The organism is Paucibacter sediminis, assembly GCF_030254645.1.
Taxonomy (GTDB): Bacteria; Pseudomonadota; Gammaproteobacteria; order Burkholderiales; family Burkholderiaceae_C; genus Paucibacter_B; species Paucibacter_B sediminis.
The window spans coordinates 4,249,014-4,273,353 of the sequence record NZ_CP116346.1 but is presented as its reverse complement, the minus strand read 5'-3'; the positions used below and the strand labels follow the sequence as shown (position 1 = coordinate 4,273,353).

General features: G+C 65.0%; 32 protein-coding genes. 8 read left to right on the top strand and 24 right to left on the bottom strand.

The features are described from left to right. From PFX98_RS19805 to PFX98_RS19780, 6 genes are all read right to left on the bottom strand, one after another. Positions 1-1,356 carry a virulence factor TspB C-terminal domain-related protein gene (locus PFX98_RS19805; protein ID WP_285232205.1) on the bottom strand — a complete coding sequence of 452 codons (1,356 nt, stop codon included), beginning with the start codon at positions 1,354-1,356 and terminating at the stop codon, positions 1-3. 79 nt (positions 1,357-1,435) lie between these two features. Further along, positions 1,436-1,750 carry a hypothetical protein gene (locus tag PFX98_RS19800; RefSeq protein ID WP_285232204.1) on the bottom strand — a complete coding sequence of 105 codons (315 nt, stop codon included), beginning with the start codon at positions 1,748-1,750 and terminating at the stop codon, positions 1,436-1,438. 63 nt (positions 1,751-1,813) lie between these two features. Then, the gene (locus PFX98_RS19795; protein ID WP_285232203.1) at positions 1,814-2,008 is read right to left on the bottom strand and encodes a major capsid protein; all 195 of its coding nucleotides are present in this window, start codon (positions 2,006-2,008) and stop codon (positions 1,814-1,816) included. A gap of 68 nt (positions 2,009-2,076) precedes the next feature. Further along, the gene (locus tag PFX98_RS19790; protein ID WP_285232202.1) at positions 2,077-3,078 is read right to left on the bottom strand and encodes a rolling circle replication-associated protein; all 1,002 of its coding nucleotides are present in this window, start codon (positions 3,076-3,078) and stop codon (positions 2,077-2,079) included. After that, complete coding sequence (locus PFX98_RS19785) at positions 3,075-3,290, bottom strand: hypothetical protein (RefSeq protein WP_285232201.1); 216 nt, start codon at positions 3,288-3,290, stop codon at positions 3,075-3,077. The genes PFX98_RS19790 and PFX98_RS19785 overlap by 4 nt, the downstream gene beginning before the upstream one ends. An 11-nt stretch (positions 3,291-3,301) precedes the next feature. Next, positions 3,302-3,595: a single-stranded DNA-binding protein gene (locus PFX98_RS19780; protein ID WP_285232200.1), complete on the bottom strand. Its 294-nt coding sequence runs from the start codon at positions 3,593-3,595 to the stop codon at positions 3,302-3,304. A gap of 66 nt (positions 3,596-3,661) precedes the next feature. Here PFX98_RS19780 and PFX98_RS19775 point away from each other — a divergent pair, with 66 nt between their 5' ends. Together PFX98_RS19775 and PFX98_RS24735 are read left to right on the top strand one after the other, a co-directional pair. Beyond that, a complete protein-coding gene (locus PFX98_RS19775) occupies positions 3,662-4,120 on the top strand; it encodes a helix-turn-helix domain-containing protein (RefSeq protein ID WP_285232199.1) in 459 nt (152 codons plus the stop codon). Then, positions 4,114-4,344 (top strand): helix-turn-helix domain-containing protein, encoded by a 231-nt coding sequence (locus PFX98_RS24735; protein WP_425334628.1) that lies wholly within the window; start codon positions 4,114-4,116, stop codon positions 4,342-4,344. The genes PFX98_RS19775 and PFX98_RS24735 overlap by 7 nt, the downstream gene beginning before the upstream one ends. Positions 4,345-4,375: 31 nt before the next feature. Here PFX98_RS24735 and PFX98_RS19770 read toward each other — a convergent pair whose 3' ends face one another. The 3 genes from PFX98_RS19770 to PFX98_RS19760 form a co-directional block, all read right to left on the bottom strand. Then, positions 4,376-5,077, bottom strand: coding sequence for a hypothetical protein (locus PFX98_RS19770; RefSeq protein ID WP_285232198.1), 702 nt, complete (start codon positions 5,075-5,077; stop codon positions 4,376-4,378). Positions 5,078-5,374: 297 nt separating this feature from the next. Further along, a complete protein-coding gene (locus PFX98_RS19765; RefSeq protein ID WP_285232197.1) occupies positions 5,375-5,908 on the bottom strand; it encodes a hypothetical protein in 534 nt (177 codons plus the stop codon). A 78-nt stretch (positions 5,909-5,986) separates the two neighbouring features. After that, complete coding sequence (locus PFX98_RS19760; RefSeq protein ID WP_285232196.1) at positions 5,987-7,072, bottom strand: TIR domain-containing protein; 1,086 nt, start codon at positions 7,070-7,072, stop codon at positions 5,987-5,989. A 268-nt stretch (positions 7,073-7,340) separates the two neighbouring features. Here PFX98_RS19760 and PFX98_RS19755 point away from each other — a divergent pair, with 268 nt between their 5' ends. Continuing rightward, entirely contained in the window at positions 7,341-7,568 is a 228-nt protein-coding gene (locus PFX98_RS19755; RefSeq protein WP_285232195.1) for a glycine zipper 2TM domain-containing protein, read from the top strand. 20 nt (positions 7,569-7,588) lie between these two features. Beyond that, complete coding sequence (locus tag PFX98_RS19750) at positions 7,589-7,852, top strand: DUF1488 family protein (RefSeq protein WP_285232194.1); 264 nt, start codon at positions 7,589-7,591, stop codon at positions 7,850-7,852. 10 nt (positions 7,853-7,862) lie between these two features. On the opposite strand, the gene PFX98_RS19745 is transcribed toward PFX98_RS19750, so the two are convergent. From PFX98_RS19745 to mltG, 7 genes are all read right to left on the bottom strand, one after another. Beyond that, the gene (locus PFX98_RS19745; protein ID WP_285232193.1) at positions 7,863-8,117 is read right to left on the bottom strand and encodes a hypothetical protein; all 255 of its coding nucleotides are present in this window, start codon (positions 8,115-8,117) and stop codon (positions 7,863-7,865) included. A 121-nt stretch (positions 8,118-8,238) separates the two neighbouring features. Further along, on the bottom strand, positions 8,239-8,916 hold the full coding sequence (locus PFX98_RS19740; protein ID WP_285232192.1) for an ankyrin repeat domain-containing protein: 678 nt from the start codon (positions 8,914-8,916) through the stop codon (positions 8,239-8,241). Position 8,917: 1 nt separating this feature from the next. Further along, positions 8,918-9,700, bottom strand: coding sequence for a TatD family hydrolase (locus tag PFX98_RS19735; RefSeq protein WP_285232191.1), 783 nt, complete (start codon positions 9,698-9,700; stop codon positions 8,918-8,920). 51 nt (positions 9,701-9,751) lie between these two features. Further along, positions 9,752-10,153: a PilZ domain-containing protein gene (locus tag PFX98_RS19730; protein WP_285232190.1), complete on the bottom strand. Its 402-nt coding sequence runs from the start codon at positions 10,151-10,153 to the stop codon at positions 9,752-9,754. A 79-nt stretch (positions 10,154-10,232) separates the two neighbouring features. Continuing rightward, complete coding sequence (gene holB, locus PFX98_RS19725; protein ID WP_285232189.1) at positions 10,233-11,255, bottom strand: DNA polymerase III subunit delta'; 1,023 nt, start codon at positions 11,253-11,255, stop codon at positions 10,233-10,235. Then, entirely contained in the window at positions 11,249-11,881 is a 633-nt protein-coding gene (gene tmk, locus PFX98_RS19720) for a dTMP kinase (protein WP_285232188.1), read from the bottom strand. Before tmk ends, holB begins: the two co-directional genes overlap by 7 nt. Continuing rightward, positions 11,878-12,882, bottom strand: coding sequence for an endolytic transglycosylase MltG (gene mltG, locus PFX98_RS19715; protein WP_285232187.1), 1,005 nt, complete (start codon positions 12,880-12,882; stop codon positions 11,878-11,880). The genes tmk and mltG overlap by 4 nt, the downstream gene beginning before the upstream one ends. A gap of 83 nt (positions 12,883-12,965) precedes the next feature. On the opposite strand from mltG, the gene ygfZ reads away from it, so the two are divergent. After that, positions 12,966-13,913, top strand: coding sequence for a CAF17-like 4Fe-4S cluster assembly/insertion protein YgfZ (gene ygfZ, locus PFX98_RS19710; protein ID WP_285232186.1), 948 nt, complete (start codon positions 12,966-12,968; stop codon positions 13,911-13,913). Positions 13,914-13,940: 27 nt separating this feature from the next. Next, a complete protein-coding gene (locus PFX98_RS19705) occupies positions 13,941-14,192 on the top strand; it encodes a DUF4936 family protein (protein WP_285232185.1) in 252 nt (83 codons plus the stop codon). A 39-nt stretch (positions 14,193-14,231) separates the two neighbouring features. On the opposite strand, the gene PFX98_RS19700 is transcribed toward PFX98_RS19705, so the two are convergent. The 3 genes from PFX98_RS19700 to PFX98_RS19690 form a co-directional block, all read right to left on the bottom strand. Beyond that, positions 14,232-15,638 (bottom strand): hypothetical protein, encoded by a 1,407-nt coding sequence (locus PFX98_RS19700; RefSeq protein ID WP_285232184.1) that lies wholly within the window; start codon positions 15,636-15,638, stop codon positions 14,232-14,234. A 139-nt stretch (positions 15,639-15,777) separates the two neighbouring features. Further along, positions 15,778-16,635 (bottom strand): YbgC/FadM family acyl-CoA thioesterase, encoded by an 858-nt coding sequence (locus PFX98_RS19695; protein WP_285232183.1) that lies wholly within the window; start codon positions 16,633-16,635, stop codon positions 15,778-15,780. Continuing rightward, complete coding sequence (locus tag PFX98_RS19690; protein WP_285235649.1) at positions 16,632-17,552, bottom strand: alpha/beta hydrolase; 921 nt, start codon at positions 17,550-17,552, stop codon at positions 16,632-16,634. Before PFX98_RS19690 ends, PFX98_RS19695 begins: the two co-directional genes overlap by 4 nt. Positions 17,553-17,651: 99 nt before the next feature. On the opposite strand from PFX98_RS19690, the gene PFX98_RS19685 reads away from it, so the two are divergent. Then, complete coding sequence (locus PFX98_RS19685; RefSeq protein ID WP_285232182.1) at positions 17,652-18,800, top strand: iron-containing alcohol dehydrogenase; 1,149 nt, start codon at positions 17,652-17,654, stop codon at positions 18,798-18,800. Positions 18,801-18,868: 68 nt separating this feature from the next. On the opposite strand, the gene aceA is transcribed toward PFX98_RS19685, so the two are convergent. Both aceA and PFX98_RS19675 read right to left on the bottom strand, forming a co-directional pair. After that, complete coding sequence (gene aceA, locus PFX98_RS19680; RefSeq protein ID WP_285232181.1) at positions 18,869-20,167, bottom strand: isocitrate lyase; 1,299 nt, start codon at positions 20,165-20,167, stop codon at positions 18,869-18,871. 247 nt (positions 20,168-20,414) lie between these two features. Next, a complete protein-coding gene (locus PFX98_RS19675; RefSeq protein WP_285232179.1) occupies positions 20,415-21,017 on the bottom strand; it encodes a MarC family protein in 603 nt (200 codons plus the stop codon). A gap of 42 nt (positions 21,018-21,059) precedes the next feature. On the opposite strand from PFX98_RS19675, the gene PFX98_RS19670 reads away from it, so the two are divergent. Then, positions 21,060-21,545: an Lrp/AsnC family transcriptional regulator gene (locus PFX98_RS19670; protein ID WP_285232178.1), complete on the top strand. Its 486-nt coding sequence runs from the start codon at positions 21,060-21,062 to the stop codon at positions 21,543-21,545. A gap of 284 nt (positions 21,546-21,829) precedes the next feature. On the opposite strand, the gene PFX98_RS19665 is transcribed toward PFX98_RS19670, so the two are convergent. The 3 genes from PFX98_RS19665 to PFX98_RS19655 are packed head-to-tail and all read right to left on the bottom strand — an operon-like array spanning position 21,830 to position 24,278. After that, the gene (locus PFX98_RS19665; RefSeq protein WP_285232177.1) at positions 21,830-22,390 is read right to left on the bottom strand and encodes a hypothetical protein; all 561 of its coding nucleotides are present in this window, start codon (positions 22,388-22,390) and stop codon (positions 21,830-21,832) included. Between the two features lie 9 nt (positions 22,391-22,399). Further along, entirely contained in the window at positions 22,400-23,305 is a 906-nt protein-coding gene (gene xerD, locus PFX98_RS19660; protein ID WP_285232176.1) for a site-specific tyrosine recombinase XerD, read from the bottom strand. Continuing rightward, positions 23,298-24,278, bottom strand: coding sequence for a tripartite tricarboxylate transporter substrate binding protein BugE (locus PFX98_RS19655; protein WP_285232175.1), 981 nt, complete (start codon positions 24,276-24,278; stop codon positions 23,298-23,300). Before PFX98_RS19655 ends, xerD begins: the two co-directional genes overlap by 8 nt. Positions 24,279-24,340 lie beyond the last annotated feature (62 nt).

Here is a 24,340-nt window from a genome sequence, read left to right as displayed (position 1 = left end):
CTACTCCTTGAAACCGCCCATGAAGATCAGCACCGCAGCCAGGGCGCACGAAGCCACCACGGCGAAGCGAATGCCCGACAGGAACTCGCAGAAAAGCGTGTTGTCCACCACAACCGGCATCCCAAGCACATGCGTAGAGACAGGGGCAGGGCATGACCCACCATCAGCGCCCCACCCTGCTTGCGGCGTGACCATCGCCGGAACGTCCTTCTTTTGCAGCTCGGCGGCATCGGGCCTATCCAGATCCGCGCAGCCGAGCGAACCCGGGTTCTGCTTGCACTGGTCGGACGGTTCCAACGGCTTCTGTTCGTTGATGGTGGTCGTCTGCCCGTTGTTGTTGATCGTGGTAATGACCGTGGTCGTGTAATTGATGTGGTTGCCCTCGAACGTGTAATTCGTCACCGGGGCTTTTGTCTCGCTCTTTTGCGTGCCGTCCGGGTTCGTGGTTGACGACTGCTGCGGCGTGCCAGTGACCGACGAGGGGCCCGAGAGCTGGCGCTCCGAGGCGTTAGGAATCGTGCCGCCCTTCTGCAAGGTTTCCTCGGCAGCCTTGTTCAGATCGGCGCCACTCGGCGCCTGGTGGTTCTCCACCTTGCTGGCCGCTTCAGCCTCGCTGATCGGCACGGTATATCGACCGGTCGGACACTTGCCGTCAGCACCGGGAGCGCCGCCCGGATACGAATAGGACGGGTCCTCGAAATCAACAACAGGTTGACACTGCTTGTCCGTCACCACAGTGGCGGCAGCAGCCCAGTACACCGGGCCGTAGCCAGTCTCGTAGTAGGCGCCGCTGCAACTGATTGACGTAACGCCAGCAGTCACCGTCCCACACGAAAAAGGCGTAGTGACCGTTTTAGTTCCGCGTTTAGCTTCAAACAACGGGCCACACGCTGCGCTAGGCGAATTAGATGTGTTGGTACTCGCGCCACTGGTGCACTTCCAAGCCTGAACGTCAGTCGGCAAGACACCAGGGTCAAATTCAAGATTGTCCGCACCGCCAGGGCGAATGCGTTCCTTGTTGAACATGTCCCAAATGAACATGCCTTGCGCCACATAGGGCACGCGCCGAGCCACCACAGCAGCCGCAGCTTTCACAACGTCCATCGGCTGGATGGTGCGCCGGGACTGCACGTCGATGGTGTTTCCACCAACCGGCACTTTGTAGCTTTCGACAACCTGCGCTTGACGGTTTGAAGGCGTTTCCCAGGTACGGCCCTGAAACGAAACGCCGGAGCCATCGCTGATCGTGGCCCCGCCCGAGGTATAGACAATGCTTGCGCCGCCCGTACCGTTGATGGTGGTAGCGAGGGCCGGCAACGACACCAGCCCAGCGAGAGCCAAGAGAGCGCGCCGCATCATTCGTCCTTCAGGATCAGCCAGAACACGCCGAGCGCACCGATACCGAGGCACAGCGCGTAAAAGTCAATCGGTGCAGTCATCGGAACAGCCCTCGCAGAAACTTCACGCCCCACACCGCGAACAGCACACCGCCAATCAGCCAGGACACCTCTATGACGTCCTCCTTAGCGACGTACTCGCAATCGGGGAAGCCATACGGAACCGCTGGGCCGACCCACGCCGGATCGTTGACACACGAAGCCCCGGAAACAGGAGCGCGCCGCCACGACAGGTCATAAATGCCGCTGCCGCCGACCGTGTAGGCATACGTACAAGTTCCGTCCTGCACGAACTTCACGCCGACGCTCGCGATAACGTCCGACACGGCCGCAGCCCCATACTCGCCGTCCATGACAGACGGCGAGCTGGGAGGGTGGCAAGTCCCGGAAGGACCAAGCAACCCGGTAGCCATGCCTTAGCCCGAGATGCCGCGGCGAATGAACTTGATGGCCGACACCGCAATGACGGCGACCAGCACAGCGGTGGCGACCGTCATGCCATCAGCCTTCATGTCGGTAATGGCCGTGGTCACATCAGCCGGCACAGCGGCGTGAGCGTGAGCAGCCAGCAGAGCCAGAGGGGCCAGGAGGAGGGAGAAACGCTTGTTCATGGCGAACCTTTCAACGGTGCGGATTGAAGAAGCCACAGCCGGTGCACCACGCCGGCCACAGCAGGAAATCAGTTCACCCAGGAAAACGGCCCTGCCGCCTCAATGCTTCGCGGGTGAGTAAGGACGCGCTGGAGTGCGTAAGCACCACCAACCGAGACGCGCCGGAACTCCGATTCAAAGTGCTCACCGCTAGGGCTAAGCCAGCCGCCGCCCTCGCATCGCTTCCAGTCATCGGAGATTGCAGAATTCGCCTGCACAAAACTAGGCAGACCAAGCCACCGGCGAGCGCGCCGAATAGAGTGGTCCAGGCCGCCAATACCGTAGATGCGTGAGCCATCGGGAAAGCTCCCAAAGGTTTTGCTCGTGTCCTTGCTGAGGTACTTGAGCAGATAGGGGACCGCCGCCCTCGCCCGCTCTGTGCGGGTCATGCCGTGCGGCCACCAGCCGCAGGCATCAGGACGGGGAATATGAACACCACGAGGCACCCACAGGGCGACGTGGTAATGGATGACGCCGCGCTTTTGCAGCTCGGCCACCCACACATAACGGCACAGATACCCGCGCCGCTGCATCCACTTGCGAACGTTCTGCAAGAAGCCCTTGATGTGGTTCGGCTTCCAGTCGTCATTGCTGCCGGCATAGGTGAGCGTCAGCATCAAGCACTCGTCCGAACGATGGCCCTTCTCTGCCACCGCATGACCACGAGCAGCGAAGCCCACATTCATGCGCAGCTTCGCGAGCCGCCGCCGTATCGCTTCCGCCTCGAAGGCACAGACCTTCGCGCGCAGCTCTGCACGCTCGCCGCGTGTGATCGCTTCGGAGAGAGCCGCCGAAACCTTAAAACCGGCCCGCTTCTCCGTTGTTGGAACTGAGACAAGCCCCGCGCCTTCGGCGCTGGCCGAGTGGCGACCAACCGGCGTTGCGTAGCCGTATTGGTGCCAGTGATCGTCCTCAAGCTCACGAGCCGAAAGCGCCCAGGCTTCGGCGTGACGCTCAGCACCACGCCCCAACATGTTGACGTCGTGCAAGTTCAGTTCGGCGTGGCGAACGGCTTCAGCTTGCAGGCTCACAGGGAGAATCCTCCAACCGGCATGCCGCCGTGCCCCTGCAGCTCGACGTCCACCGAGGGCGCGCCGAACGCGTCAGCCGCCACCGACAAGGAGAGACTGACGATTTCCGCATCGTCAGCAGACGCACGCGCCAGGACGGCGAGCGCGGCCATGCGCAATACCGCCAGCTCGGCGGCATGCTGCGCAGTCACGAAATCGTGAACGCCGGCCATGGGTGCACCCGTCAGGCCGCAGCCGCAGGACGCTTCAGGGGAGCCAACCGCGCCGAAACGGCCAAACGGCCATCGCGGTCGATGTAGAGGCTCGACGGGTGCAGCTGGTAGTCGCCCACGGCATACGCGGGCTGGTCTTGATCGAGCATCACCTCGAACTTTTCCGGGAAGGGGGGCGGGTTGCCGTCCTTGTCCACGGTATGGGCGTAAGCCGCCTGGATGCGCAGGTTGTAAGGCTTGCCGGTGGTCTTGCTGTTGCCCTTAAACTCACGAACGGTGGTTTGGGCGATGGTCACTTTGATCATGGTTGGCTCCAGTAGTGACCACACAGGAATTTGTGTGGCGAACCGAAGCCTATCTAAGTGGGGAAAATGATGCAGACCTTCCAAGGGGTGATTGACGACGCCGCAAAAATATGCGGTAGCCAAAAGGCGCTCGCTCAGCACCTTGGCATATCGCCAAACTCGATCACTGATGCGAAGGCCGGGAGGCGTCCGCTACCTAAGGAAAAGCTCGCCGTTTTAGCCTGTCTGGTCGACATGGACCCGGCCCAGCTTTGGGAGCTTCAAGAGGTCGCCAACCTTCCCAGGCGGAACCCCTTCTTGCAGGCCGCAAGCGCGGTGCTTTCGGCTTTTCTATGCGTCGTTTTGTCGGTGGCCGGAAACGACGCGAACGCCGTAGCCATCGGGGCTAACGCGAAAACTCAACAGAAACCCGCAATACACATTGTCGAACTATCGAAAGCGCCATCGCCAGGGCGCGCAGCAGATCTTGGGTCGCCTCGCGGCCCTTTTTTCGACCTGGCTAAGCCGATACAACCAGCATGTTGAATCGCCTTCCGAGCGATCCCGGCAGCTTCAGGGAGTTGCTATCAGACCTAGGTCTTTCTCTTCTGACACGGCGCATAGCTCGGGTGCTGGACGTGTCGGAGCGCACTGTTTGGCGATGGCTGAGCACTGTAGGCCCCCAAACAGCCCGGCTTTCGCTGTGGCGGCTGTCGCGTCAAGGCCAGTCCGCGAACGAACCCGGTTGCGGGAACCGGTCGTCAAAGTAGGAAAGACGCGCGAAAGGTCGACCCCACTTCGTTAGGCCGCGCCTCGATCACCATCAGGACGCTCAGCCAACATATCTTCAAAACGCGTGCAAAACTGGATTGCCTCTGGGCAGACGATGTCTATGTAGTCGGACACCACGTGCGGGGAATGCCACAGAAGACGGTACTCATTCTGATGCGCATATGTGGCTGACTTGAGAAACATGAGGTCATTCCCAGCGGCGGCAGCAACGGTTTGAAATAGCTTGCCAACGGCTACCTCTTCGCCCGTTTGAGCGCCCTTCACTGCGTGAAGGTCAACTGGCCCCATGTCGCGGACTACTAACTTTTTGCCCAAGTAAAGACAAGGGCCCTCCATGCCAAGCTGGAAGCCCGGGATGTACTTTGAGATCGCGTCGCCAAAGCCAAGTGAATCATTGATCCGAAAGCCAGAGTCAGTTTTAAACGACTCGGCAAGGTCAGTTTGGTAGTTCATAGCGCCGCAAAGAACAAAAGCACTGTGTCCTTGTGCAGTTAAGGCGAACACTGTTTGACCCGAGCCTTCGCTGTTTCGGTGAACCACAGATCCATGGCCCTCGAGCGAGTCTTGCCTTTCCTCGTCCTTATGCTTGGAAAAGGCAGCAAAGGACGAGAGCCTCAACGCCCCCGTTTCAAAGAACGCATCGACAAACCTCTTGTCAAGATACCGGTAAATAACGGGCCGACGAATCAGCCAGTCACGCTGCAACTGCACAGAAATTGTTGGTTGTGGCCTACTCATCGAAAGTCCGCTTTCTGATGACTAACGCGCGCATAGCGCGCCAACGCGACGGCGATTCATGCTGTGCAAACAAGGATAACAGTTTGAGTCGCTGCCTATGGCACCGGAAGGAGCAGCAGGTCAGCAGAAGCATCGATACTCTGGGGCCAACCTCAGTCCTCGCTGAATTTGTTTGCATGTACATGCAGACAAGCGAACTGGCGTAGAACAACAGCAGGCGAAGCCAGATGTTGGTCGTCCCCACGATGGAAGGATTAGGCCCCAGCACAATCACGGCTGGACCTTGTGGGCGACGAGCGCAATTGGGGTGTATCCGTCACGCTCATAGACAAGCTTGAAGTCATTGCCAGAGAGGTCCCCAGAGAACGACTCCGGAACTGGAACCAAGGGCCCGCCCGATGGAGGACTTCTCTTCAGGCCGCCGACAAAGGAAAGCGTGACCTTGTTCGACTCGCGCTTGCCTTGAATATCGAACTCAGGTGACGCTGGTTTCCCCTGCGAGTCGTAGAAGCGAACGAAACCAGCGAGCCCTCCTTCGGCGACCTCCTTGACCTCTAGCACGAGAGTCTGCTTGCCCGAGCCATAGGGCTCAAATGGCTCTGACTTCCATTGACCGTCAACTGCGACCTTGGATGGCGCAGGCAAGACCTGGTGCAGCTTCTTCAGTGAGTCAGTCAAGCTTGCCAGCGCGCCGAGGCCAATGCACAGAATGATGAGTGCAGCTGCCACCCGATTGTTTTTGATGCGATCGAGCGCGCGATCGACCAGTGTTCGCTTGTCTGGCGTTGTGGAGGGCTTGGTCATACTTGGGCCTCACGTTTGAGCTCACCCGAGTGCGGAGGCTGGCGAAGCCGGCTGTAGCACTTCGGGTACAGCGAAGGGTTAACCGTCACGCTCGCCACCAAGAATGCGTCGATCCCTTAGCCACCTCCCCACACTCGCGCGAACTGTCTGCGGCACAGCGAACATGTCGAACTCTGTGTACAACCTGCCTTGCAAATCAGACGGGAGCGCGGGAACGGTTCTCTCCTTGAGAAGGCAAACGTCCTTCTTTAGCCCGAGCATGTACCCCACTTCAAGTGCGACATTAGCGTTGTGCTGTTCGGTTTGCATGCGCTCAATAACAGAGATACCGAATCGGCAGCCATGCATGAAGACTTCTATGTTAGTGAAGAGGTTTTCCGAGTAAACGTGATCGTCCGCCCTGAGGAGCTTCAGATCGAATGTTGCCAGGGTCTCACGAAGGGTCTCGTGAACTTGCTGGAGTTGAAGGGACTCCCGGAACGGCATGATTAGGAAGCAGTTCTTGCCGTAGTCAGGGTTATCGGCAAAGAATGACAACAATCCATTGCGAACGTGGGATGGAGCACCCTCGATCGGCTCCCGACGCATCGCTTCTGGTGTGAGAAGCCCAAGGTCACGTCGTACTGTGTCGAAAGGCAGCCAAAGCTCTGGATAGCGCCGCCCAAGGATGTGCGACAACGTGTTGAAAGGGACGTGTAGCCCCTCGTCGGTCCATTCAGCATTGCTGAGGGGGCCGCTGTACGCGTCGTGTACGTCAAAGACCGCCGAGAGAAGATCCAGGAGTGACAGCGAGGTCTTTCCCTGAGAGCGCGCACGGGTGACCGCAGCGCCGCCAATGAGTGATCGGGTGCCACTGCCGTCATCAGAGCTGTACAGGTCGTCCGATGTGTCCTGGTACTTGTCGCCGCCAGTATCCAAGGCCACTCTTCGCGCGCGATCACTAGCCTGATGTGGATCTAGCCCGTGCTTCAGCAGAACGCGCTTGAAATCGGCAATCTCGTCGATCAGGTTTGCGAGGTACAAACCGGTGTGAATCCAGGAGTTGGCTGCAGCAGCTTCCGTTTCCACCTTGAACAACAGAGCCGAGGCGTCAGGTGACAGAGGTACACCAGACTTCTTAGCATAGGCCGCGAAGTCATCGAGAAAGAATTGTGGGTCGCGCATAGTCCGTGTCTGGTGACGGCCAACTTGAATTTAGGGCGCAATTCTGCTGGACAACACCTTGTGCTGATGCATGACAACGGCTGCCTGCCGGCAAAAAATCTATGGTGGCGCGGGCTTGACAGTGAACGCGCCGCTTATCGCAGCTTCGCGCGCTGCCATGACTCAGCGGGTACAGAGGTAGCGCCTTGGTACGCCACCGCACGGACGTCGGCCTGGCCAAGCCCTATGTTGGGCTTGTCGTTTTCAGCTTTACTACCGAGGTCCCGTCATGATCAATCGCTACCGTACTCAGATCAGCCTGTGCTCACTGATTCTCCTGCTTGGCCTGAGCGCCTGCGCGGGCATGTCGCACCGCGATCGCAATGTGGCCGTGGGGGCTGGCGTTGGCGCCGTGGGCGGCGCGGTGTTGACTGGCGGCAGCACAGTGGGCACCGTGGGCGGTGCCGTCATCGGCGGTGTGATTGCCAATGAACTGGAGAAGGACAAGAAGCGTTGATGCAACCAATGGAGCCCGCCTTGTCACACGACGCCTACTTTCATCCCGATTCGGAGGCCGTGCGCTTCTGGGTCTCTCATGGGGATGCGCTGGTGGGGGCCAGCGTCAGCCGGCGCGCCCTGCATTACCGGTTTCGCCCCGAGGCCGTCGACGACGATCCGCTGGAGACCTATCAGCGCTTCGCGGCATTGATCAATGTCGCGGTGTTGCGCCGCGTCGCCGAGGGTGCGCTCGAGCCGGTGATGTTGCGCGAGTTCGACTTGCGCGTGCAGGACGCGCCCTAGCGCAGCTGCGTCAGCAGGCCTGTGTGTCGTCGGCGTCGCATTCGAGGCCGGCGTCATCGACCATGCGGTCGAAGTCGGCCAGCTCGCTGAGCGCCTTCAGTGCGGCCTTGCCCTTGGGGATCAGCGGCTTGTCCAGCGGGCGGTAGATGCGGCTGCGCAGGCGGCTGAGGCGCTCGGAATGTTCCATCGCGAACACCACGCTGTCCAGGTCCAGCAGCATGGCGAAGGGATCGACGAGCGAAGTGGCGTTGGGGTTCAGGCGCATGGTTTTGCTCCGGTAGGTATGGGAGCAACTGTAGGGAGCGGCGGCGGCTTGCGTCAGTCGGCCCAGGGCCAAACCGCTTGTCAGGCAAGTTCCTACGCCGGTGCTGCGGCGCAAGCCTTATTCAACGTTTGCGCGCCAGGGCAATTTGCTCGGCCACCCGATCGCGTCCGGCGCGGCGTGCGAAGTCCGCCGCGTCCATGCCCTGCTCGTTGCGCAGGCCGGCATCGGCACCGGCCTTCAGCAGCACCTCGACGCTGCTGCTCTCGCCGTAGCCGGCCGCCATCATCAGTGGCGTGCTGCCATTGGGCGAGCGCGCGTCGATCTCGGCGCCCTGCTCCAGCAACCAGCGCACCGCGCCGCGATCGGGGCCGCTGCAGGCGTAATGCAGGGCGGTCCAGCCGGGTTCGTTGACGAGCGCGCCGCGCGCCACCAGGGCCTTCATCCAGTCCAGCCGCGCCTTCAGGGCCGCCAGCATGAGCGGCGTCTCGCCTGCCTGGTTGATGGCGTTGACGTCCAGGCCGGGATGCTTGAGCAGGGTCTGGACGGTCTTGTCGGCTTCGTTGCGCAGCGCCAGATGCAGCGCGGTCTGGCGCTCGGCATTGCGCAGATTGGGGTCGGTGCCGCGCAACATCAGGGTCATGATGAGGCCGGCGTTGTCGCGCTGCGCGGCCGCCAGCCACTGCTCGGTCAATGGATCGCCGGCCTGGGCGCCAGCTGCCTGCGCATGCAGCAGGGCGGGCATGGCCAGCAGCAGGCCCAGCCACAGCCCCACCCAGACGCGCAGGCGTATTGCGCCCATCTCAGGCCTCGGGCAGGCGGAACAGCCGCCTGGTGTTGGCACTGCAGGCCTCGGCCACCGCTTCCACCGCCAGACCCTTCACGGCCGCCAGATGTTCCGCCACATGGGGCACATAGGCCGGGCTGTTGGTCTTGCCGCGGTAGGGCATGGGGGCGAGATAGGGGCTGTCGGTCTCGATCAGCAGATGGTCAAGCGGCAGGGCCAGCGCCACCGCGCGCAGGTCGGCGGCGTTCTTGAAGGTCAGGATGCCCGAGAACGAGATATAGAAGCCCAGATCCACCGCTGCCTTGGCCACCTCCAGGCTCTCGGTGAAGCAATGGAACACCCCGCCGGCCTGCTCGCCGCCCTCCTCCTTCAGGATCTCCAGCGTGTGCGCGGCGCTGCTGCGCGTGTGGATCACCATCGGCTTGGCGGCCTGGCGGGCGGCGCGGATATGGGTGCGAAAGCGCTCGCGCTGCCATTCCATGTCGGCCAGGGTGCGCTCGCCCAGGCGGTAATAGTCCAGGCCGGTCTCGCCGATGGCCAGCACCCTGGGGTCCTGCGCGCCCGCCACCAGCTCGGCCACGCTGGGCTCGTGCACGTCCTCGTTGTCCGGGTGCACGCCCACGGTGGCGAAGAGCTGCGGGTGCGCATGGGCCAGCGCACGCACCTCGGGAAACTCTTCCATGGTGGTGCAGATGCAGATCGCCTGCGTCACGCGCGCGGCCTGCATCTCGGCCAGGATCTGCGGCAGATTGGCCTTGAGCTCGGGAAAGCTCAGATGGCAATGGGAGTCGATGTACATGGCAGCCTCACACGGGTCCGCGCCGGGCGGCGCGCCGTATGTCAAAAGGAGTCAGATGGTCTGCGTCGCCTTGGCCGAGGAAATCGAGGTGCCCAGCATCTCTTCGATCTTCAGCTTGATGAGGCGGGTTTTCTCGTCGCCCGGAAAGCGCACGCCCACGCCCTGGGTGCGGCCGGCCGAGGCATTCGCCGGGGTGATCCAGGCAATCTTGCCGGCCACCGGGTAACGCTGCGGGTCCTCGGGCAGCATCATCAGCAGATAGATGTCCTCGCCCAGCTTGTAGTCGCGCGTGGTCGGCACGAAGATGCCGCCGTCGGTGAAGATGGGAATGTAGGCGGCATAGAGCGCGCCCTTTTCCTTGAAGACCAACTGCACCACGCTCGGGCGCGCACCCCCGCCAGCCGGCACGGCTGCCAGGGCAGCGGCCTGGGGCTTGGTTGGAATTTCACTCATAAGCGGCAGTGTAGCGAAGGTCAAGGCCGCCTATCCGCGCGAATGCACCGACAAGCGGGAGCTTCTCTGCTTTTCTCGTTCAGGCCGCCACGCGCATCGCGCGCTGCCCCTGTGCCACCAGCGATTCCATCAGCAGCCCGGCGTTGAGCGGGTGCTCGGCATGCCGCGCCGCGTCCTGCAAGGCCCGGCCCCAGGCATGCAGGCCGGCCGCGCCGCGCGGCTTGGGCAGGGCCGTGGGCGGGAAATAGCTGGGCGGCGCGCCATGGCTGCCGCGCAGCAGGTCGTGGGTGAGGCGCTGCAGCGCGGCGATGGCGCGCGGCACCGGCCAGTCGCTCAGCGCCGCGCTTTCGCCGCGCGCCACGCGGCGCGGCAGCTCCAGCCAGGCCTGGGCGCGCACGCCGTCGGCATACCAGGCCAGCGCCTCCTGCGGGCGGCCGCCGGTGGCGGCCAGCAGCACCTCGGCCGCCTCCACGCCCTGCTCGGCCAGCCAGGCCTGCGCCAGTTCCTGCGGCGGCAGACCCAGTGGCACCGGCTGGCAGCGGCTGCGTATGGTGGGCAGCAAGGCCTCGGGGGCACTGCTGGCAAGCGCGAAACGCAGCATGCCGGCCGGCTCTTCCAGGGTCTTCAGCAAGGCGTTCGCCGCCACGGTGTTGAGCGCCTCGGCGGGATAGACCACCACCACCTTGGCGCGCCCGCGCGCCGCCGTGACCTGGGCGAAACCCAGCATCTGGCGCACCGCATCGATCTTGATCTCGCGGCTGGGCTTGGCCTTGCTGGCCTTGCCGGTCTTGGCCTCGGCACCGCCCTCCTCGTCATCGGCGCCGTAGCCCAGGCTCTCGCGCAAGGCCTCGGGCAGCAGCACCATGAAGTCCGGATGGGCATGGGCCAGGAACAGGTGGCAGGCGGCGCAGCGGCCACAGGCCAGCTTGCCGGCGGCCGGCGCCTCGCACAACCAGGACTGGGCCAGCAGCAGGGCCATGTCGAACTGGCCCACGCCGGCCGGGCCCTGCACCAGCAGCGCATGCGAGCGCGCGTTCGCCAGCGCCTGCGCCAGCGGCGCCTCCAGCCAGGGCAGCGGCAGCTTGCCGTCGGGGCCTAGCATCCCCGCGCCTCCATCACGGCACGCAATTGCGCCGCGACCTCGTCGACCGTGCCGCTGGCGTCGATGCGGGCAAAGCGCGCCGGCGCGGCTGCGGCGCGTGCCGCGTAGCCGGCGCGCACGCGCTCGAAGAAGTCCAGGTCCTGCTGCTCGAAACGATCGGCCTCGCGCGCCGCGGCGCGGCGCTGCGCGGCGGTGGCGGGCGGCAGGTCGAACCAGATCGTCAGATCGGGTTGACGAAGAAGACCCCGGGGACCCTGCTGCACCCATTGCTCCAGCGTCGCCAGCACCTGCAGGTCCATGCCGCGGCCGGCGCCCTGGTAGGCGAAGGTGGCGTCGGTGAAGCGGTCGCACAGCACTGTCTGGCCGGCCGCCAGGGCCGGCTCGATGACGCGCTGCAAATGGTCGCGCCGGCCGGCAAACACCAGCAACGCCTCGGTCAGGCCGTCCATGCCGCTGTGCAGCACCAACTCGCGCAGGCGCTCGGCCAGCTCGGTGCCGCCGGGTTCGCGGGTGTTCAAGACCTTGGCCCCGCCGGCGGCCAGGCGTTCGGTCAGGGCGGCGATATGGGTCGACTTGCCGGCACCGTCGATGCCTTCAATGCTGATGAAACGGGGATAAAAGCTCACTTGCCGCGCTGGTATTTGTTGACGGCGCGATTATGCGCGGCCAGGTCATCGCTGAATTCGCTGCTGCCATCGCCGCGCGCCACGAAATAGAGCGCGCGCGAGGGCGCCGGGTGCAGGGCCGCGGCCAGCGAGGCGGCGCCCGGCATGGCGATGGGGGTGGGCGGCAGGCCGCCGCGGGTGTAGCTGTTGTAGGGCGTGTCGGCCAGCAGGTCGCGCTTGCGCAGATTGCCGTCGAAGGCCGCACCCAGGCCATAGATCACGCTGGGGTCGGTCTGCAAGGGCATGCCGAGGCGCAGGCGGTTCACGAACACGGCAGCCACCAGGCTGCGGTCGGCCGCGGCGCCGGTCTCCTTCTCGACGATGGAGGCCAGGATCAGCGCCTCGTCGGGCGACTTGAGCGGCAGCTTCTCGGCCCGGCCGGCCCAGGCCGCGTCCAGCTTCCGGCCCATCGTGCGGTAGGCGCGCCTGAGCACGGTGAGGTCGCTGACGCCGCGGCTGTAGGCATAGGTGTCGGGAAAGAAGCGCCCTTCCGGGTGCTGGCCCGGCGCCCCCAGGGCGGCCATGATGTCGGCCTCGCCGAGTTCGGCGGTCTGGTGCTTGAGCGCCGGCGCGGCGGCCAGCGCGGCGCGCCATTGGCGGAAGGTCCAGCCCTCGATGAGGCGCACCTGCTCGAGCACCTCGTCGCCGCGCACCATCTTGGCGAGCAGTTCGCGCGGCGTGGCGCCCTGGTGGATCTCGTAGCTGCCGGCGCGTATCTGCTTGGCCTGGCCCGACCAGCGGAACCATTGGTACAGCACTCGCGCATCCTCCTGCACCCCGGCCGCCACCCAGGCCTGGGCCACCTCGCGCGGCGAGCTGCCGGCCTCGATCGAGAGCTCGACCGAGGGCGCCGCCAGCGTCATCGGCCGCTGCAGCCACCACCAGGCGCCGGCCGCAGCCGCGCCCAGGGCCAGCAGCGCCATCAAGGAAAGGGTCAGCAGGGCCTTGCCCAATGTCTTCATGGTCTCGAAATGTCCTTGCAAGCCGCCCTGGATGCGGCAGTGATGGAGGCGGTGTTGGCGGGCGCTGATGATAATCGCCCCCCATGAGCCAAGAAACCATCGCCCCCCTCTCCGGCGCCGCGCTGCGGCTGACCCAATTCGGCGTGATCCGCGCGGCCGGCGCCGAGGCCGCCAAGTTCCTGCACAGCCAGCTGACCCAGGACTTCGCCCTGCTGGGCGACGGCCAGGCCCGCCTGGCCGGCTACTGCTCCGCCAAGGGCCGCCTGCTGGCCACCCTGGTCGGCTGGAAGAGCGGGCCCGAGGAGCTCTTGCTGGTGCTGCCGGTGGAGCTGCTGGCGCCGACGCTCAAGCGTTTGAGCATGTTCGTGATGCGCGCCAAGTGCAAGCTCAGCGATGCCACGGCCGAGTTCCAGCTCTGGGGCCTGGCGGGCGCGCCGGCCAGCGCCTGGCTGGGCGCGGTGGCGCCGGCCCAGACCTGGGACCTGGCAGCTTTCAACGAGGGTCAGGTCTTGCGGCTGCCGAATGTGGCCGGTCAGGCGGCCGGCCAGGCGCGCTATCTGCTGGCCCTGCCCGCCACGGCACCGGCGCCCGCGCTGCCGGCGCTGAGCGCCGCCGACTGGCAGTGGCTGGACGTGCAAAGCGGGCTGGCCTGGGTGCAGGCCGCCACGGTGGAGCAATTCGTGCCGCAGATGCTGAACCTCGAACTGCTGGGCGGGGTGAACTTCCAGAAGGGCTGCTACCCCGGCCAGGAGGTGGTGGCACGCAGCCAGTACCGCGGCACCCTGAAGCGCCGCACCTTTCTGTTCGAAACCGCCGCCCCGGCGCAGGTCGGCCAGGAAATCTTCCACAGCGAAGATCCGGGCCAGCCCGCGGGCCTGGTGGCGGCGGTGGCCGAGCGCGACGGCCGCGCCCTGCTGCTGGCCGAAACCAAGATCGCGGCCTTGGAGGGCGGCAGCCTGCACCTGGGCGCCGCCGACGGAGCGCTGCTCGAGGTGCGCCCCCTGCCCTACGAGCTGCGCGAGCCCGCGTAAGTGCAAATGGGCAGGTCGGAGATTTACGTGTACTACCGGCTAGTGGCTGAACGCGCGCCGGAGGCATGGCACGCTTTCCTGGCCGCGCGCGGTGACGAACCCGTTCGGCTGCTCCAGCGACAAGACAGCGACGGGGCGCGATTGACCTGGATGGAGATCTACGGCCCATCCTTGCACGACGGGCCTGGCCTCGAGCAGAAAATTGCCGCGGCCATGGCGCCTTTCATCGACGGCGACAGGCATGCCGAAATATTCTCGGCGCTACAAGGGGATCACTGAGGCCGCCGACGCCGACCGGGCCCGGCGGCGGCCCGCTCTTCAGGCAACTCGGCGGCGGCGGCGGGCGACAAGGCCCAGCCCCAGCAGTCCGACGGTCAGCATTGCTGTCGTGCTGGCCTCGGGCACAGCCGCAAGCGGCTTGTACAACCAGATGCCGGCGTCGCCGGCAGCGAGATCGGGCGTGTCCATAGCGATAAAGGCGCCAAGCTCGGGCGCGTACTCCCACTTGCCGAGCACACCGTCGCCGAAATTTCCCTTGGGTTGAGCCGCCGTGGTGCTTTCAGCCTTGTGCACGGTCCACACCGTATCCAGGGAACCGTCCTGCAGGAACTCTGCCTTGGCAGTCCAGACCGTACCGCCGGCAGTGCCATCCCAGAATACGAGCTGTCCGGTTGCCGAGTCATAGGCCACCGAGGTGGAGAAATTGGGAACCCAGTCGCCGCCGTTGGTATCGACCAGTTTGACGCCAACTTCCTTGTTCAACGAGGGATTCGCGGCGTTGTTCTTCGAGAGATCCCATACTGCAAGGTCGTTCTGGAAGCTGCCACCCGTCATGGCGGTACGGACGAACAGACCATGGGCCGTGTCGATGGCAGCGGCGCCAGAGCTCAAGAACGTCGCACCTGAATCGATACCCACCTGCGACCAACTGTCAGGCGTGTTCGGCGTTCCCAATTCGTAGCGGAACAGGGCGGGCAGGCCGGATGAGTTCTGATCCAGGGTGAGATAGACCACGTCCTTGCCGCCTTCTGAGCGATAGGCGCTGGTGCCGTTGGCAAAACTCCGTCCGGTCAAGGGGTCCATACCAACCCAGGGATCGTAAGGGCGCACTTGCCAAGAATTGGATCCTGCGCGGGTGCTATCCCAGCCAGTGTTGTCGCCACCACCCACCTTGTTGGGGTCGGCCAGCGACGGGTTCCACCACCAGGCGCCGGTTCGCCCATTTGCATCTGATGGAGCACCGCCGCCGTTCCAGGCTGCACCACCGAAAACGACGAGGCGGTCGGTGCCAGGTGCGTAGATCGTGGTTTGGTAAGTATGCGAGGACTGCGGTGCTCCGGCCCCCAACACGAAGCCAGTACTGAGATCCACCTTGCTGGGCAGGCTGCCACGCGTCCATGTGCCATCCGAGCCTTGCCAGATGTACACCTCGTTACCGACATAGTTGGCGTGGCCACCGCCGAACAGCAGGATATTGCCGCGTGAGCCGTCCCAGGCCATGCCTGCCCAAGCGTAGGTCACCGCGATCGGGCCACTTGGCACCGATGGCGCGGCATCTGCACCCGTCGGCGACGCCGCCGTGAACACATTGGTATTCGCCTTGACCCAACCGCCGGCCGGCGTGGCATCCAGCAAGCCCTTCAAATAGCTCAGATCGGAAGCCTGCGCAGCGGCGCTGCACATGGCGACGGCCAGAGCAATAGGAATCAGTCGGGGTCGCACCATGACATGCCTCTTTCGATTTGGATGTCGCGGAGCATCGCGTGCGGTGGTGCGCTGCGTCAATCCCCGAACTGGGGGCGTGCCCGACCAAGCCCAGTTTGGGCCCGTTGCGCGACACATGGAAGCGCATGAACGACAAAGGTCAAAGGTCGCGCACCATCTCCACATGGCCGATGCCGGCCTCCTCGAACACCGGGCCGCGCTGCACAAAGCCGGCACGGGTGTAGAAACCGGCGGCGCTGAGCTGCGCGTGCAGCAGCACCTCGCGGTAGCCGCGCTCGCGGCCGGCCGCCATCAGCGCTTCCAGCACCTGGCGCCCGACCTGGCCGCCGCGCATCGGCCGCAGCACCGCCATGCGGCCGATCTTGGCCACGCCCGGCACATGCTCCAGCAGTCGGCCCGTGGCCAGGGCCTTGCCAAGGCGGTTGTAGGCCACCGCATGCAGGCAGCTGGCGTCGCCGGCGTCCCATTCCATCTCGGCCGGGATCTTCTGTTCGTCGACGAACACCGCCTGGCGAATCCGGCTGGCGTCGGTGCCCAGCTCCGACCAGGCGCCGACATGCACTTCGACCATGGCCGCGCCAGCCTCGAAGCCGGTGAGCGCCTGGCGCAGGGTCTCGGGCACCGGCTTGGGGGTCTGGGTCTGCGCGTCGGCGAACACATAGATCAGCTCGCCATGCACCAGCAGCTCGTCGGCGCGGAACACCGCGCATTGCACCAGCATGGAGCTGTTGCCGACGCGCTCGCAGCGCACGCCGATCTCGAGCTGATCGTCATAGCGCGCCGAGCCCAGGTATTCCAGCGTCGCCTTGCGCACGAACAGGTCGCCGCCCAGCGACTGCATGGTTTCGGCATAGGGCAGCGCCAGGGCGCGCCAGTAGCCGCCCACGGCGGTGTCGAAGTAGGTCAGGTAATGGCCGTTGAAGACGATTTGCTGGGCGTCAATCTCGGCCCAGCGCACGCGCAGGCGCTCGAAGAAACGGAAGTTGCTGCGGTTCATGGCTTGAAAAGCGCCTCCTTCAGCGCCAGGGCGCAGGCGTCCAGCGCCAGCAGGGCCTCGGGAATGCTGCGGCCCATCTTGATGAAATCATGGGTCACGCCGCGGTACAGCTCCAGCTGCACCGTAGCGCCATTGGCGCGCAGCAGGTCGGCGTAGGCGACGCCCTCGTCCACCAGCGGATCGCATTCGGCCAGGATCACGCAGGCCGGGGCCAGGCCGCTGTGGTCGGGCGCCTCCATGGGTGCGAAGCGCCAGTCGCGCTTGTGATGGTGCTCGATGTAATGGTCGAAGAACCAGGCGATCGCCGCCGCGTCGAGCAGGAAGCCGTTGGCGAACAGCTTGTGCGAGGGCGTGTCGGCATGGGCGCAGGTGCCGGGAGTGATCAGCAGCTGCAGGGCCAGGTCTTGCCCGAGATCGCGCGCGTGCAGCGCACACACCGCCGCCAGCGTGCCGCCGGCGCTGTCGCCGCCCACGGCGATGCGGCTGCCGTCCAGCCCCAGGGCCGCGGCCGCACCCGGCAACCAGCGCATCACCGCCCAGGCATCGTCCACCGCGGCGGGGAATTTGTGCTCCGGCGCGAGCCGGTAGTCCAGCGACAGCACCGCCGCGCCGCTGCGCAGCGCGAGCTGCCGGCACAGCGAGTCGTGCGTTTCCAGGCTGCCGATGGTGAAGCCGCCGCCATGCAGATAGAGCAGCACCGGCAGCCTGGCTTCCTCGGCGGTCTTGGGCGCATACAGGCGCGCGGCCAGCGGCCCCTCGGCGCCCGGTACGCTGAGGTTCTCCACGCGGGGCAGCGGCGCGCGCGGCAGGTCCAGGATCTCGGCCCCCATCAGGTAGCCAATGCGGGCCTGCTTGGGCGTGAGGGAATGAAAGGCCGGGCGGTTGGCGCGGTGGATGCGCGTCAGCACACCCGCCATGCGCGGTGTCAACAAGGTGCTACTCAACAAGAACTCCAGGGCTTAGGCTCGGCCAATCCAACGATGGCGGATTTTCGCAGACTAGGAAGGAACACCAGCATGGCCCTGATCCAGTACCTCACCCATATCCACCTCGCACATGGCGCGCGCGAGTGGCTGGGCGCCGAATGCGCGCGCATCGGCATGCGCCGGCCGCTGGTGATCACCGATGCCGGCGTGCGCGCGGCCGGCGTGCTGGAGCTGGCGCTGTCCGGCTGGCAGGGCCCTGCCCTGCCCGTGTTCGACGGCACCCCCGCCAACCCCACCGAGGCGGCGGTGCGCCTGGGTGTGCAGGCCTGGCGCGAGGGCGGCTGCGACGGCCTGATCGCCATCGGCGGCGGCTCGGCCATGGACCTGGCCAAGGGCGTGGCGATCGCCGCCACCCACGAGGGGCCGCTCACGCGCTACGCCACCATCGAGGGCGGCAGCGGGCTGATCACCAAGGCGGTGCTGCCGCTGATCGCGATGCCCACCACCGCCGGCACCGGCAGCGAGGTGGCGCGCGGCGCCATCGTCATCGTGGACGATGGGCGCAAGCTGGGCTTCCACAACTGGGAGCTGCTGCCCAAGTCGGCGATCTGCGATCCCGAGCTGACCCTGGGCCTGCCGCCGCTGCTGACGGCCGCCACTGGCATGGACGCGATTGCGCATTGCATGGAGACCTTCATGTCCGCGGCCTTCAACCCGCCCGCCGACGGCATCGCGCTGGAAGGCCTGCGGCGCGGCTGGGCCGCGATCGAGCGCGCCACCCGCGACGGCAGCGACCGCGATGCGCGCCTGCAGATGATGAGCGCCAGCATGCAAGGTGCGATGGCCTTCCAGAAGGGCCTGGGTGCGGTGCATTCGCTGAGCCATTCGCTGGGCGGCGTGAACCCGCGCCTGCACCATGGCACGCTGAACGCGATGTTCCTGCCGGCGGTGGTGCGCTTCAACGCCCAGCATGAGAGCCTGCAGCAGGATGCGCGCCTGCCACGCATGGCGCAGGCGATGGGCATCGCGCGCTGCGATCCTGCCGGCGAGGCGATGGCCGAGGCCCTGCGGGACATGAATGCACGCCTGGGTCTGGCGAGTGGGCTGGCGGCATTGGGCGTGACAGAAGACCTCTTCGAGCGCGTCATCGACGGCGCGATGAAGGACCATTGCCACAAGACCAACCCGCGCGTGGCCACGCGCGAGGAGTACGCGGCGCTGCTGCGCGCCTCCATGTAGAGACAGGCACAGGCATGAAAAAGGCCCGAACCTTTTGAGTTCGGGCCGGCTGCTGAACGCGATCGCGATCAGCCGTGCTTCTTGTCGAAGAACTGTTCGTCTTCGGTCGAACCCTTCAGCGCCGCGGTGGAGGCATCGGCTTCGATGGTGGTGGTGACGGCGTCGAAGTAACCCGTGCCCACTTCGCGCTGGTGCTTCACGGCGGTGAAGCCACGCTCGGCAGCGGCGAACTCGGCTTCCTGCAGCTCCACGAAGGCGCTCATATTGTTGCGGGCGTAGCCGTAGGCCAGGTTGAACATCGAGTAGTTCAGGCTGTGGAAGCCGGCCAGCGTGATGAACTGGAACTTGTAGCCCATCGCGCCGAGCTCGCGCTGGAACTTGGCGATGGTGGCATCGTCCAGGTTTTTCTTCCAGTTGAAGGAAGGCGAGCAGTTGTAGGCCAGCAGCTTGCCGGGGAACTTGGCGTGGATGGCGTCGGCGAAGGCCTTGGCGAAGGCCAGGTCGGGCTTGCCGGTCTCGCACCAGATCATGTCGGCATAGGGCGCGTAGGCCAGGCCGCGGCTGATGGCCTGGTCCAGACCGTTGCGGGTGCGGAAGAAGCCTTCGACGGTGCGCTCGCCGGTGCAGAAGGGCTTGTCGTTGTCGTCCACGTCGGTGGTGACCAGATCGCCGGCTTCGGCATCGGTACGGGCCAGCAGCACGGTGGGCGTGCCCATCACGTCGGCCGCCAGGCGCGCGGCGACCAGCTTGGCCACGGCCTCGCGGGTGGGCACCAGCACCTTGCCACCCATGTGGCCGCACTTCTTGGCGGCGGCCAGTTGGTCTTCGAAGTGCACGCCAGCGGCGCCGGCTTCGATCATGGACTTCATCAGCTCGAAGGCGTTCAGCACGCCGCCGAAACCAGCTTCGGCATCGGCCACGATGGGAGCGAAGTAGTCGATGTCGTTCTTGCCTTCGCTCCACTGGATTTCGTCGGCGCGCTTGAAGGTGGCGTTGATCTTCTTCACGACCTTGGGCACCGAGTCCACCGAGTACAGCGACTGGTCGGGGTACATCTCGCCATTGCTGTTGGCGTCGCCGGCGACCTGCCAGCCCGACAGATAGATGGCCTTCAGGCCGGCCTTGACCTGCTGCATGGCCTGGTTGCCGGTCAGCGCGCCCAGCGAGTTGACGAAGGGCTCGGTGTTCACCAGGCCCCAGAGCTTCTCGGCGCCGCGCTTGGCCAGGGTGTGCTCGATGGCCAGCGAGCCACGCAGACGCACCACATCGGCAGCGGTGTAGCCGCGCTTGATGCCCTTCCAACGGGGGTTCTCGGCCCAATCCTTCTCGAGGGCGGCGATTTGCTGGTCACGGGTGAGTGTCGTCATGGAAAGCTCCTGCTGTGAGGTGAAAAACAAAGGATTCGATGGGTCCTAGATTAGGCCTTTGCCAGCTTTCGTGGAAGACTTGTGTCTTATATAAGACTAAAAATGTTTCCCTTTAAAATCAATAGCTTGTATTGATGACATCGGATTGTGAAACGACACTCACCATAATGAGAAAAATTGCGGCAGCGCAGCAAGCCGAAATTTTGCGATCTGATAACGCTGTTTCGTATCGTGAAATTTAGGCCAGTCACAGGCCACCGATGAAATAGCGCTTCAACCCGGCCAGCACCATTTCCACCGCAATCGCGGTCAGCACCAGGCCCATCAGCTTCTCGATCGCCGAGACCACCGAGTCGCCCAGGATCTTGCGGATGCGATCGGCCAGCAGGAGGGTCAGGCCCGAGACCAGCATGGCGGCGGTGAGCGCGCCGATCCAGTCGAAGATGCGCTCGGGCTGGCGCGAGGCCAGCAGCAGCACCGTGGCCATCGCCGAGGGGCCGGCCAGCAGGGGCACGGCCAGGGGGAAGATGAAGGGTTCGCGGCCGGGCTCGATGCCATAGGCCGACTCGCCGGCGCTGCCGAAGATCATGCGGATCGCGATGATGAGCAGGATCACCCCGCCGGCCACCTCCAGCGAACGCTCGGAGAGATGCATCACTTGCAGAAAGCTGCCGCCCAGGAACATGAAGGCGAACAGCACCGCGAAGGCAATGCCCACCTCGCGCGCCGCCATGCGGGTGCGGCGCGGCTTGGGCACCTCGCGCATGATGGAAATGAAGATGGGCAGGCTGCCCAGCGGGTCCAAGACCAGCAGCAGCAGGATGAAGGCGGAGAGAAAGCTATGGTCCATCGCGGGATTGTCCCTCAGGGTCAGCCCTTAGACTGCGCTTCTATGCCAGCCGCCACCCCTGCCCCACCCACCCTGGACGCCATCGACAGCAAGATCCTCGAGATCCTGCAGCGCGATGGCCGCATCTCGAATGTGGACCTGGCGGCGCAGATCCATCTCTCGCCGCCGCAATGCTTTCGTCGCGTGCGCGCGCTGGAGGAGCGCGGCGTGCTGCAGGGTTACCGCGCCCTGGTGGCGCCCGCCAGCCTGGGCCTGGGGGTGACCGCCTTCGTCAGCCTCAACATCGAGGCCCAGGCCTTTGCACGGGTGCGCGAGCTGGAGGCCTTGCTGCGCGACTTCCCGCAGATCCTCGAGTGCCACACCGTCTCGGGCGATTGCGACTACCTGCTCAAGGTGGTGGCCAGCGATCTCAAGGCGCTCTCGCAATTCCTCACCGACAAGCTGATGCAGCTGGAAGGGGTGGCCGACGTGCGCTCGATGATCTGCCTGGAGGAGATCAAGCCGCCGTCGGGCCTACCGGTGCGCTGATGCCCGATGCTAGGCATCAAAAGCCACGTCACGGGCGATGCGACCGAGCCGGAGCACGGCGGCAGGCACCGATGACAGCCGCGCTGACAACATTCAGAACGCCACGGACCTCTCGCCTGACACCTGAATCAGACGATCGAATAGGGCCAGCGTGGACCGAACGCCTCCGCGGCGCGCGCTGCCGCAGCACGGGACAACTACCTTCGGCGACCTCCACATGGGGCATTTCAGGAAATTCGTCATGCTTGCCTCTGCATGCCCGTGAACAGCGCATGAATAGCTGTTCAGGGCTTGTAGGCAAGGAGTGTTGCCGTGGTGTCGTTGTAGACGGTGCCAGTCGAGCCGCGCGTGCGTTGCTTGTAGACGATACAGTTACGAACGGCTTCGGCGTACAAACACTCGCGCGTGATGGATCCGTTGTATCCGCGGCTCGTGGTGTAGGTGGCGAGGCCCGTGATGCGAACGGTGTCGTATGACACGTTGTCGAAGGTCGCCTTTTCACCAGGCGCGACCGTGTAGGTGATGCTCACGACATGGTTTTCCTTGTCGTTCGCGTATTCGTACTGGTGTTTCCAGGTAGTACCGAGCGCGTACGCCTTCCCCATGCCGGTGTCCTTTGGACCGTCGCCCCAGACATCGGCAATGATCATGCCTTGGAATGCTGCGAATTCGCGGCCCGCTCCGCTGCGGCCGAAGATGATGAGCTTGTTGCCCGCATCATCGACCGAGTAGGTGATGGTTCGATTCTTCGATGCGTCCGTAGCGTCGACGCGCTGATAGGCCCACTCGGCAGCCGTGGCGACGTTCGCGACGAGCGCGAGAATGATGGCGATGATCGCATTCATGAAGGCCTCCTACCCACGCGGGTGGTGCGCCGCATGCAGGCTCTTGAGCCGCTCGCGCGCCACATGGGTGTAGATCTGGGTGGTGGAAAGGTCGGCGTGCCCCAGTAGCAGCTGCACCGCACGCAGATCGGCGCCGTGGTTGAGCAGATGGGTGGCGAAGGCGTGTCTCAGCGTATGCGGTGAGATCGGCGCCAGGATTCCGGCCTCGACGGCGTATTTCTTCACCAGTTTCCAGAACATCTGCCGGCTCATGCCCTCGCCCTGCACGGTCACGAACAGCGCCTCGCTGCGCCGCCCCTGCAACAGCTCGGCGCGCGCCTCCTGCAGATAGCGCAAGAGCCAGCCATGGGCCTCCTCGCCAAAGGGCACGAGGCGCTCCTTGCTGCCCTTGCCGGTGATGCGCAGCGCCGCCTCCTTCATGCCCACATGCACGCTCTTGAGGGTCACCAGCTCGCTCACGCGCAGGCCGCTGGCATACATCAGCTCCAACATGGCGCGGTCGCGCAGGCCCAGCGGCTCGCCGACGTTCGGCGCCGACAGCAGGGCCTCGATCTGGCCCTCGCCAAGCGTCTTGGGCACGCGCAGCGGCTGGCGGGCGTTCTGCAGGCGCAGGGTCGGGTCTTGCGTGCAGCGCTGCTCACGCAGCGCCCAGCGGAAATAGCGCTTGAACACCGAGAGCCGCCGGTTCGCGCTGGTGGCGCGGCTGGCCTCGTGGCGCGCGCTGGCATAGCCCAGCAGGTCCAGCTCGCGGGCCTCGTCCAGCGCGCGGCCGGGCTCGCGCGCCAGCCAGTCGGCCAGCAGCAGCAGGTCGCGCTTGTAAGCCTCCAGGGTGTTGCGTGCCAGCCCGTCCTCGATCCAGAGGGCTTCGACAAAAGCGTCTATACCTAGCCGGCTGCGCTCAAGAAGCTCAGTCAAGTTTCAGCTTTTGCTGTTCAACGACCTTTTTGTAGACCTCGTACTCGGCCTTGATCTGGGCGCCGAACTGCTCGGGCGTGTTGGCCACGATCAGCGAGCCGGTGTCCTCGATGCGCTTCTTCACATCCGGCAGCTCCAGCGTCTTCTTGACGGCGGCATAGACCTTGTCCACCACCTCCTTGGGCAGACCCTTGGGCCCATAGATGCCGTAATAGGCCATGCGGTTGACTGGCTCCAGCCCGACCTCCTTGAAGGTGGGCACATTGGGCAGCTGGGTCAGGCGCTGCGGCGCCGCCACCACGATGGGGATCAGGCGCCCGTCCTTGATGAAGGGCAGCGCCGAGGGCAGGTTGTCGAAAATCATCGGCACCTGGCCGGCCACCGTGTCATTCAACGCCGGACCGGCGCCGCGGTAGGGGATGTGCAGCACGAACACGCCCGCCAGGTTCTTGTAGAGCTCCATCTGCAGATGGCCGATGCCGCCGGTGCCGGAGCTGGCGAAGCTGTACTTGCCCGGGTTCTTCTTGAGCTCGGCGACAAAGCCCTTGTAGTCGCGCGCCGGGAAGCTCGGGTGCACCGCGATCACATTGGGCGTGGCCGCCACATTGGTGATGGGGGTGAAGTCGGTGAGCGGGTTGTAGGGAATCTTGGGGTCGATGGCGGGGTTGGCCGCGGTGGTCGAGACCGTCGCCATGCCCAGCGCATAACCGTCCGGCGCGGCCTTGGCGGTTTCGTTGGCACCCACCTTGCCGCCGCCGCCGGCCTTGTTCTCCACCACCACGGTCTGGCCCAGCGCCAGGTGCAGCTTCTCGGCCACCACGCGGGCCACGATGTCGGTGGTGCCGCCGGGTGCAAAAGGCACCACCAGCCGGATCGGCTTGTTGGGATAGCCCTGCGCATGCGAAAGGGTCGGGGTCAGCAGGGTGCTGGCGGCCAGGGCCACGCTGGCTTGTAGGCAATGACGGCGCTTCATCGTGAGGTTTCCCTTGTCGTAGTCTTGGTGGATGTCTCCTGCCGCGATGCTAGGCGGCCCGG

Bases quoted from the DNA above. Each gene is read 5' to 3' on its own strand.
- PFX98_RS19740 (WP_285232192.1), bottom strand. From the start codon at position 8,916: ATGGGCGCAATACGCCTGCGCGTCTGGGTGGGGCTGTGGCTGGGCCTG.
- PFX98_RS19735 (WP_285232191.1), bottom strand. From the start codon at position 9,700: ATGTACATCGACTCCCATTGCCATCTGAGCTTTCCCGAGCTCAAGGCC.
- ygfZ (WP_285232186.1), top strand. From the start codon at position 12,966: ATGAGCCAAGAAACCATCGCCCCCCTCTCCGGCGCCGCGCTGCGGCTG.
- PFX98_RS19775 (WP_285232199.1), top strand. From the start codon at position 3,662: ATGATGCAGACCTTCCAAGGGGTGATTGACGACGCCGCAAAAATATGC.
- PFX98_RS19655 (WP_285232175.1), bottom strand. From the start codon at position 24,278: ATGAAGCGCCGTCATTGCCTACAAGCCAGCGTGGCCCTGGCCGCCAGC.
- PFX98_RS19805 (WP_285232205.1), bottom strand. From the start codon at position 1,356: ATGCGGCGCGCTCTCTTGGCTCTCGCTGGGCTGGTGTCGTTGCCGGCC.
- PFX98_RS19675 (WP_285232179.1), bottom strand. From the start codon at position 21,017: ATGGACCATAGCTTTCTCTCCGCCTTCATCCTGCTGCTGCTGGTCTTG.
- PFX98_RS19700 (WP_285232184.1), bottom strand. From the start codon at position 15,638: ATGGTGCGACCCCGACTGATTCCTATTGCTCTGGCCGTCGCCATGTGC.
- PFX98_RS19780 (WP_285232200.1), bottom strand. From the start codon at position 3,595: ATGATCAAAGTGACCATCGCCCAAACCACCGTTCGTGAGTTTAAGGGC.
- holB (WP_285232189.1), bottom strand. From the start codon at position 11,255: ATGCTAGGCCCCGACGGCAAGCTGCCGCTGCCCTGGCTGGAGGCGCCG.
- PFX98_RS19695 (WP_285232183.1), bottom strand. From the start codon at position 16,635: ATGAACCGCAGCAACTTCCGTTTCTTCGAGCGCCTGCGCGTGCGCTGG.
- PFX98_RS19690 (WP_285235649.1), bottom strand. From the start codon at position 17,552: ATGGCGGGTGTGCTGACGCGCATCCACCGCGCCAACCGCCCGGCCTTT.
- PFX98_RS19800 (WP_285232204.1), bottom strand. From the start codon at position 1,750: ATGGACGGCGAGTATGGGGCTGCGGCCGTGTCGGACGTTATCGCGAGC.
- PFX98_RS19665 (WP_285232177.1), bottom strand. From the start codon at position 22,390: ATGAATGCGATCATCGCCATCATTCTCGCGCTCGTCGCGAACGTCGCC.
- PFX98_RS19760 (WP_285232196.1), bottom strand. From the start codon at position 7,072: ATGCGCGACCCACAATTCTTTCTCGATGACTTCGCGGCCTATGCTAAG.
- mltG (WP_285232187.1), bottom strand. From the start codon at position 12,882: ATGAAGACATTGGGCAAGGCCCTGCTGACCCTTTCCTTGATGGCGCTG.
- PFX98_RS19765 (WP_285232197.1), bottom strand. From the start codon at position 5,908: ATGACCAAGCCCTCCACAACGCCAGACAAGCGAACACTGGTCGATCGC.
- PFX98_RS19685 (WP_285232182.1), top strand. From the start codon at position 17,652: ATGGCCCTGATCCAGTACCTCACCCATATCCACCTCGCACATGGCGCG.
- PFX98_RS19785 (WP_285232201.1), bottom strand. From the start codon at position 3,290: ATGGCCGGCGTTCACGATTTCGTGACTGCGCAGCATGCCGCCGAGCTG.
- PFX98_RS24735 (WP_425334628.1), top strand. From the start codon at position 4,114: ATGTTGAATCGCCTTCCGAGCGATCCCGGCAGCTTCAGGGAGTTGCTA.
- PFX98_RS19745 (WP_285232193.1), bottom strand. From the start codon at position 8,117: ATGCGCCTGAACCCCAACGCCACTTCGCTCGTCGATCCCTTCGCCATG.
- aceA (WP_285232181.1), bottom strand. From the start codon at position 20,167: ATGACGACACTCACCCGTGACCAGCAAATCGCCGCCCTCGAGAAGGAT.
- PFX98_RS19730 (WP_285232190.1), bottom strand. From the start codon at position 10,153: ATGAGTGAAATTCCAACCAAGCCCCAGGCCGCTGCCCTGGCAGCCGTG.
- PFX98_RS19670 (WP_285232178.1), top strand. From the start codon at position 21,060: ATGCCAGCCGCCACCCCTGCCCCACCCACCCTGGACGCCATCGACAGC.
- PFX98_RS19755 (WP_285232195.1), top strand. From the start codon at position 7,341: ATGATCAATCGCTACCGTACTCAGATCAGCCTGTGCTCACTGATTCTC.
- PFX98_RS19795 (WP_285232203.1), bottom strand. From the start codon at position 2,008: ATGAACAAGCGTTTCTCCCTCCTCCTGGCCCCTCTGGCTCTGCTGGCT.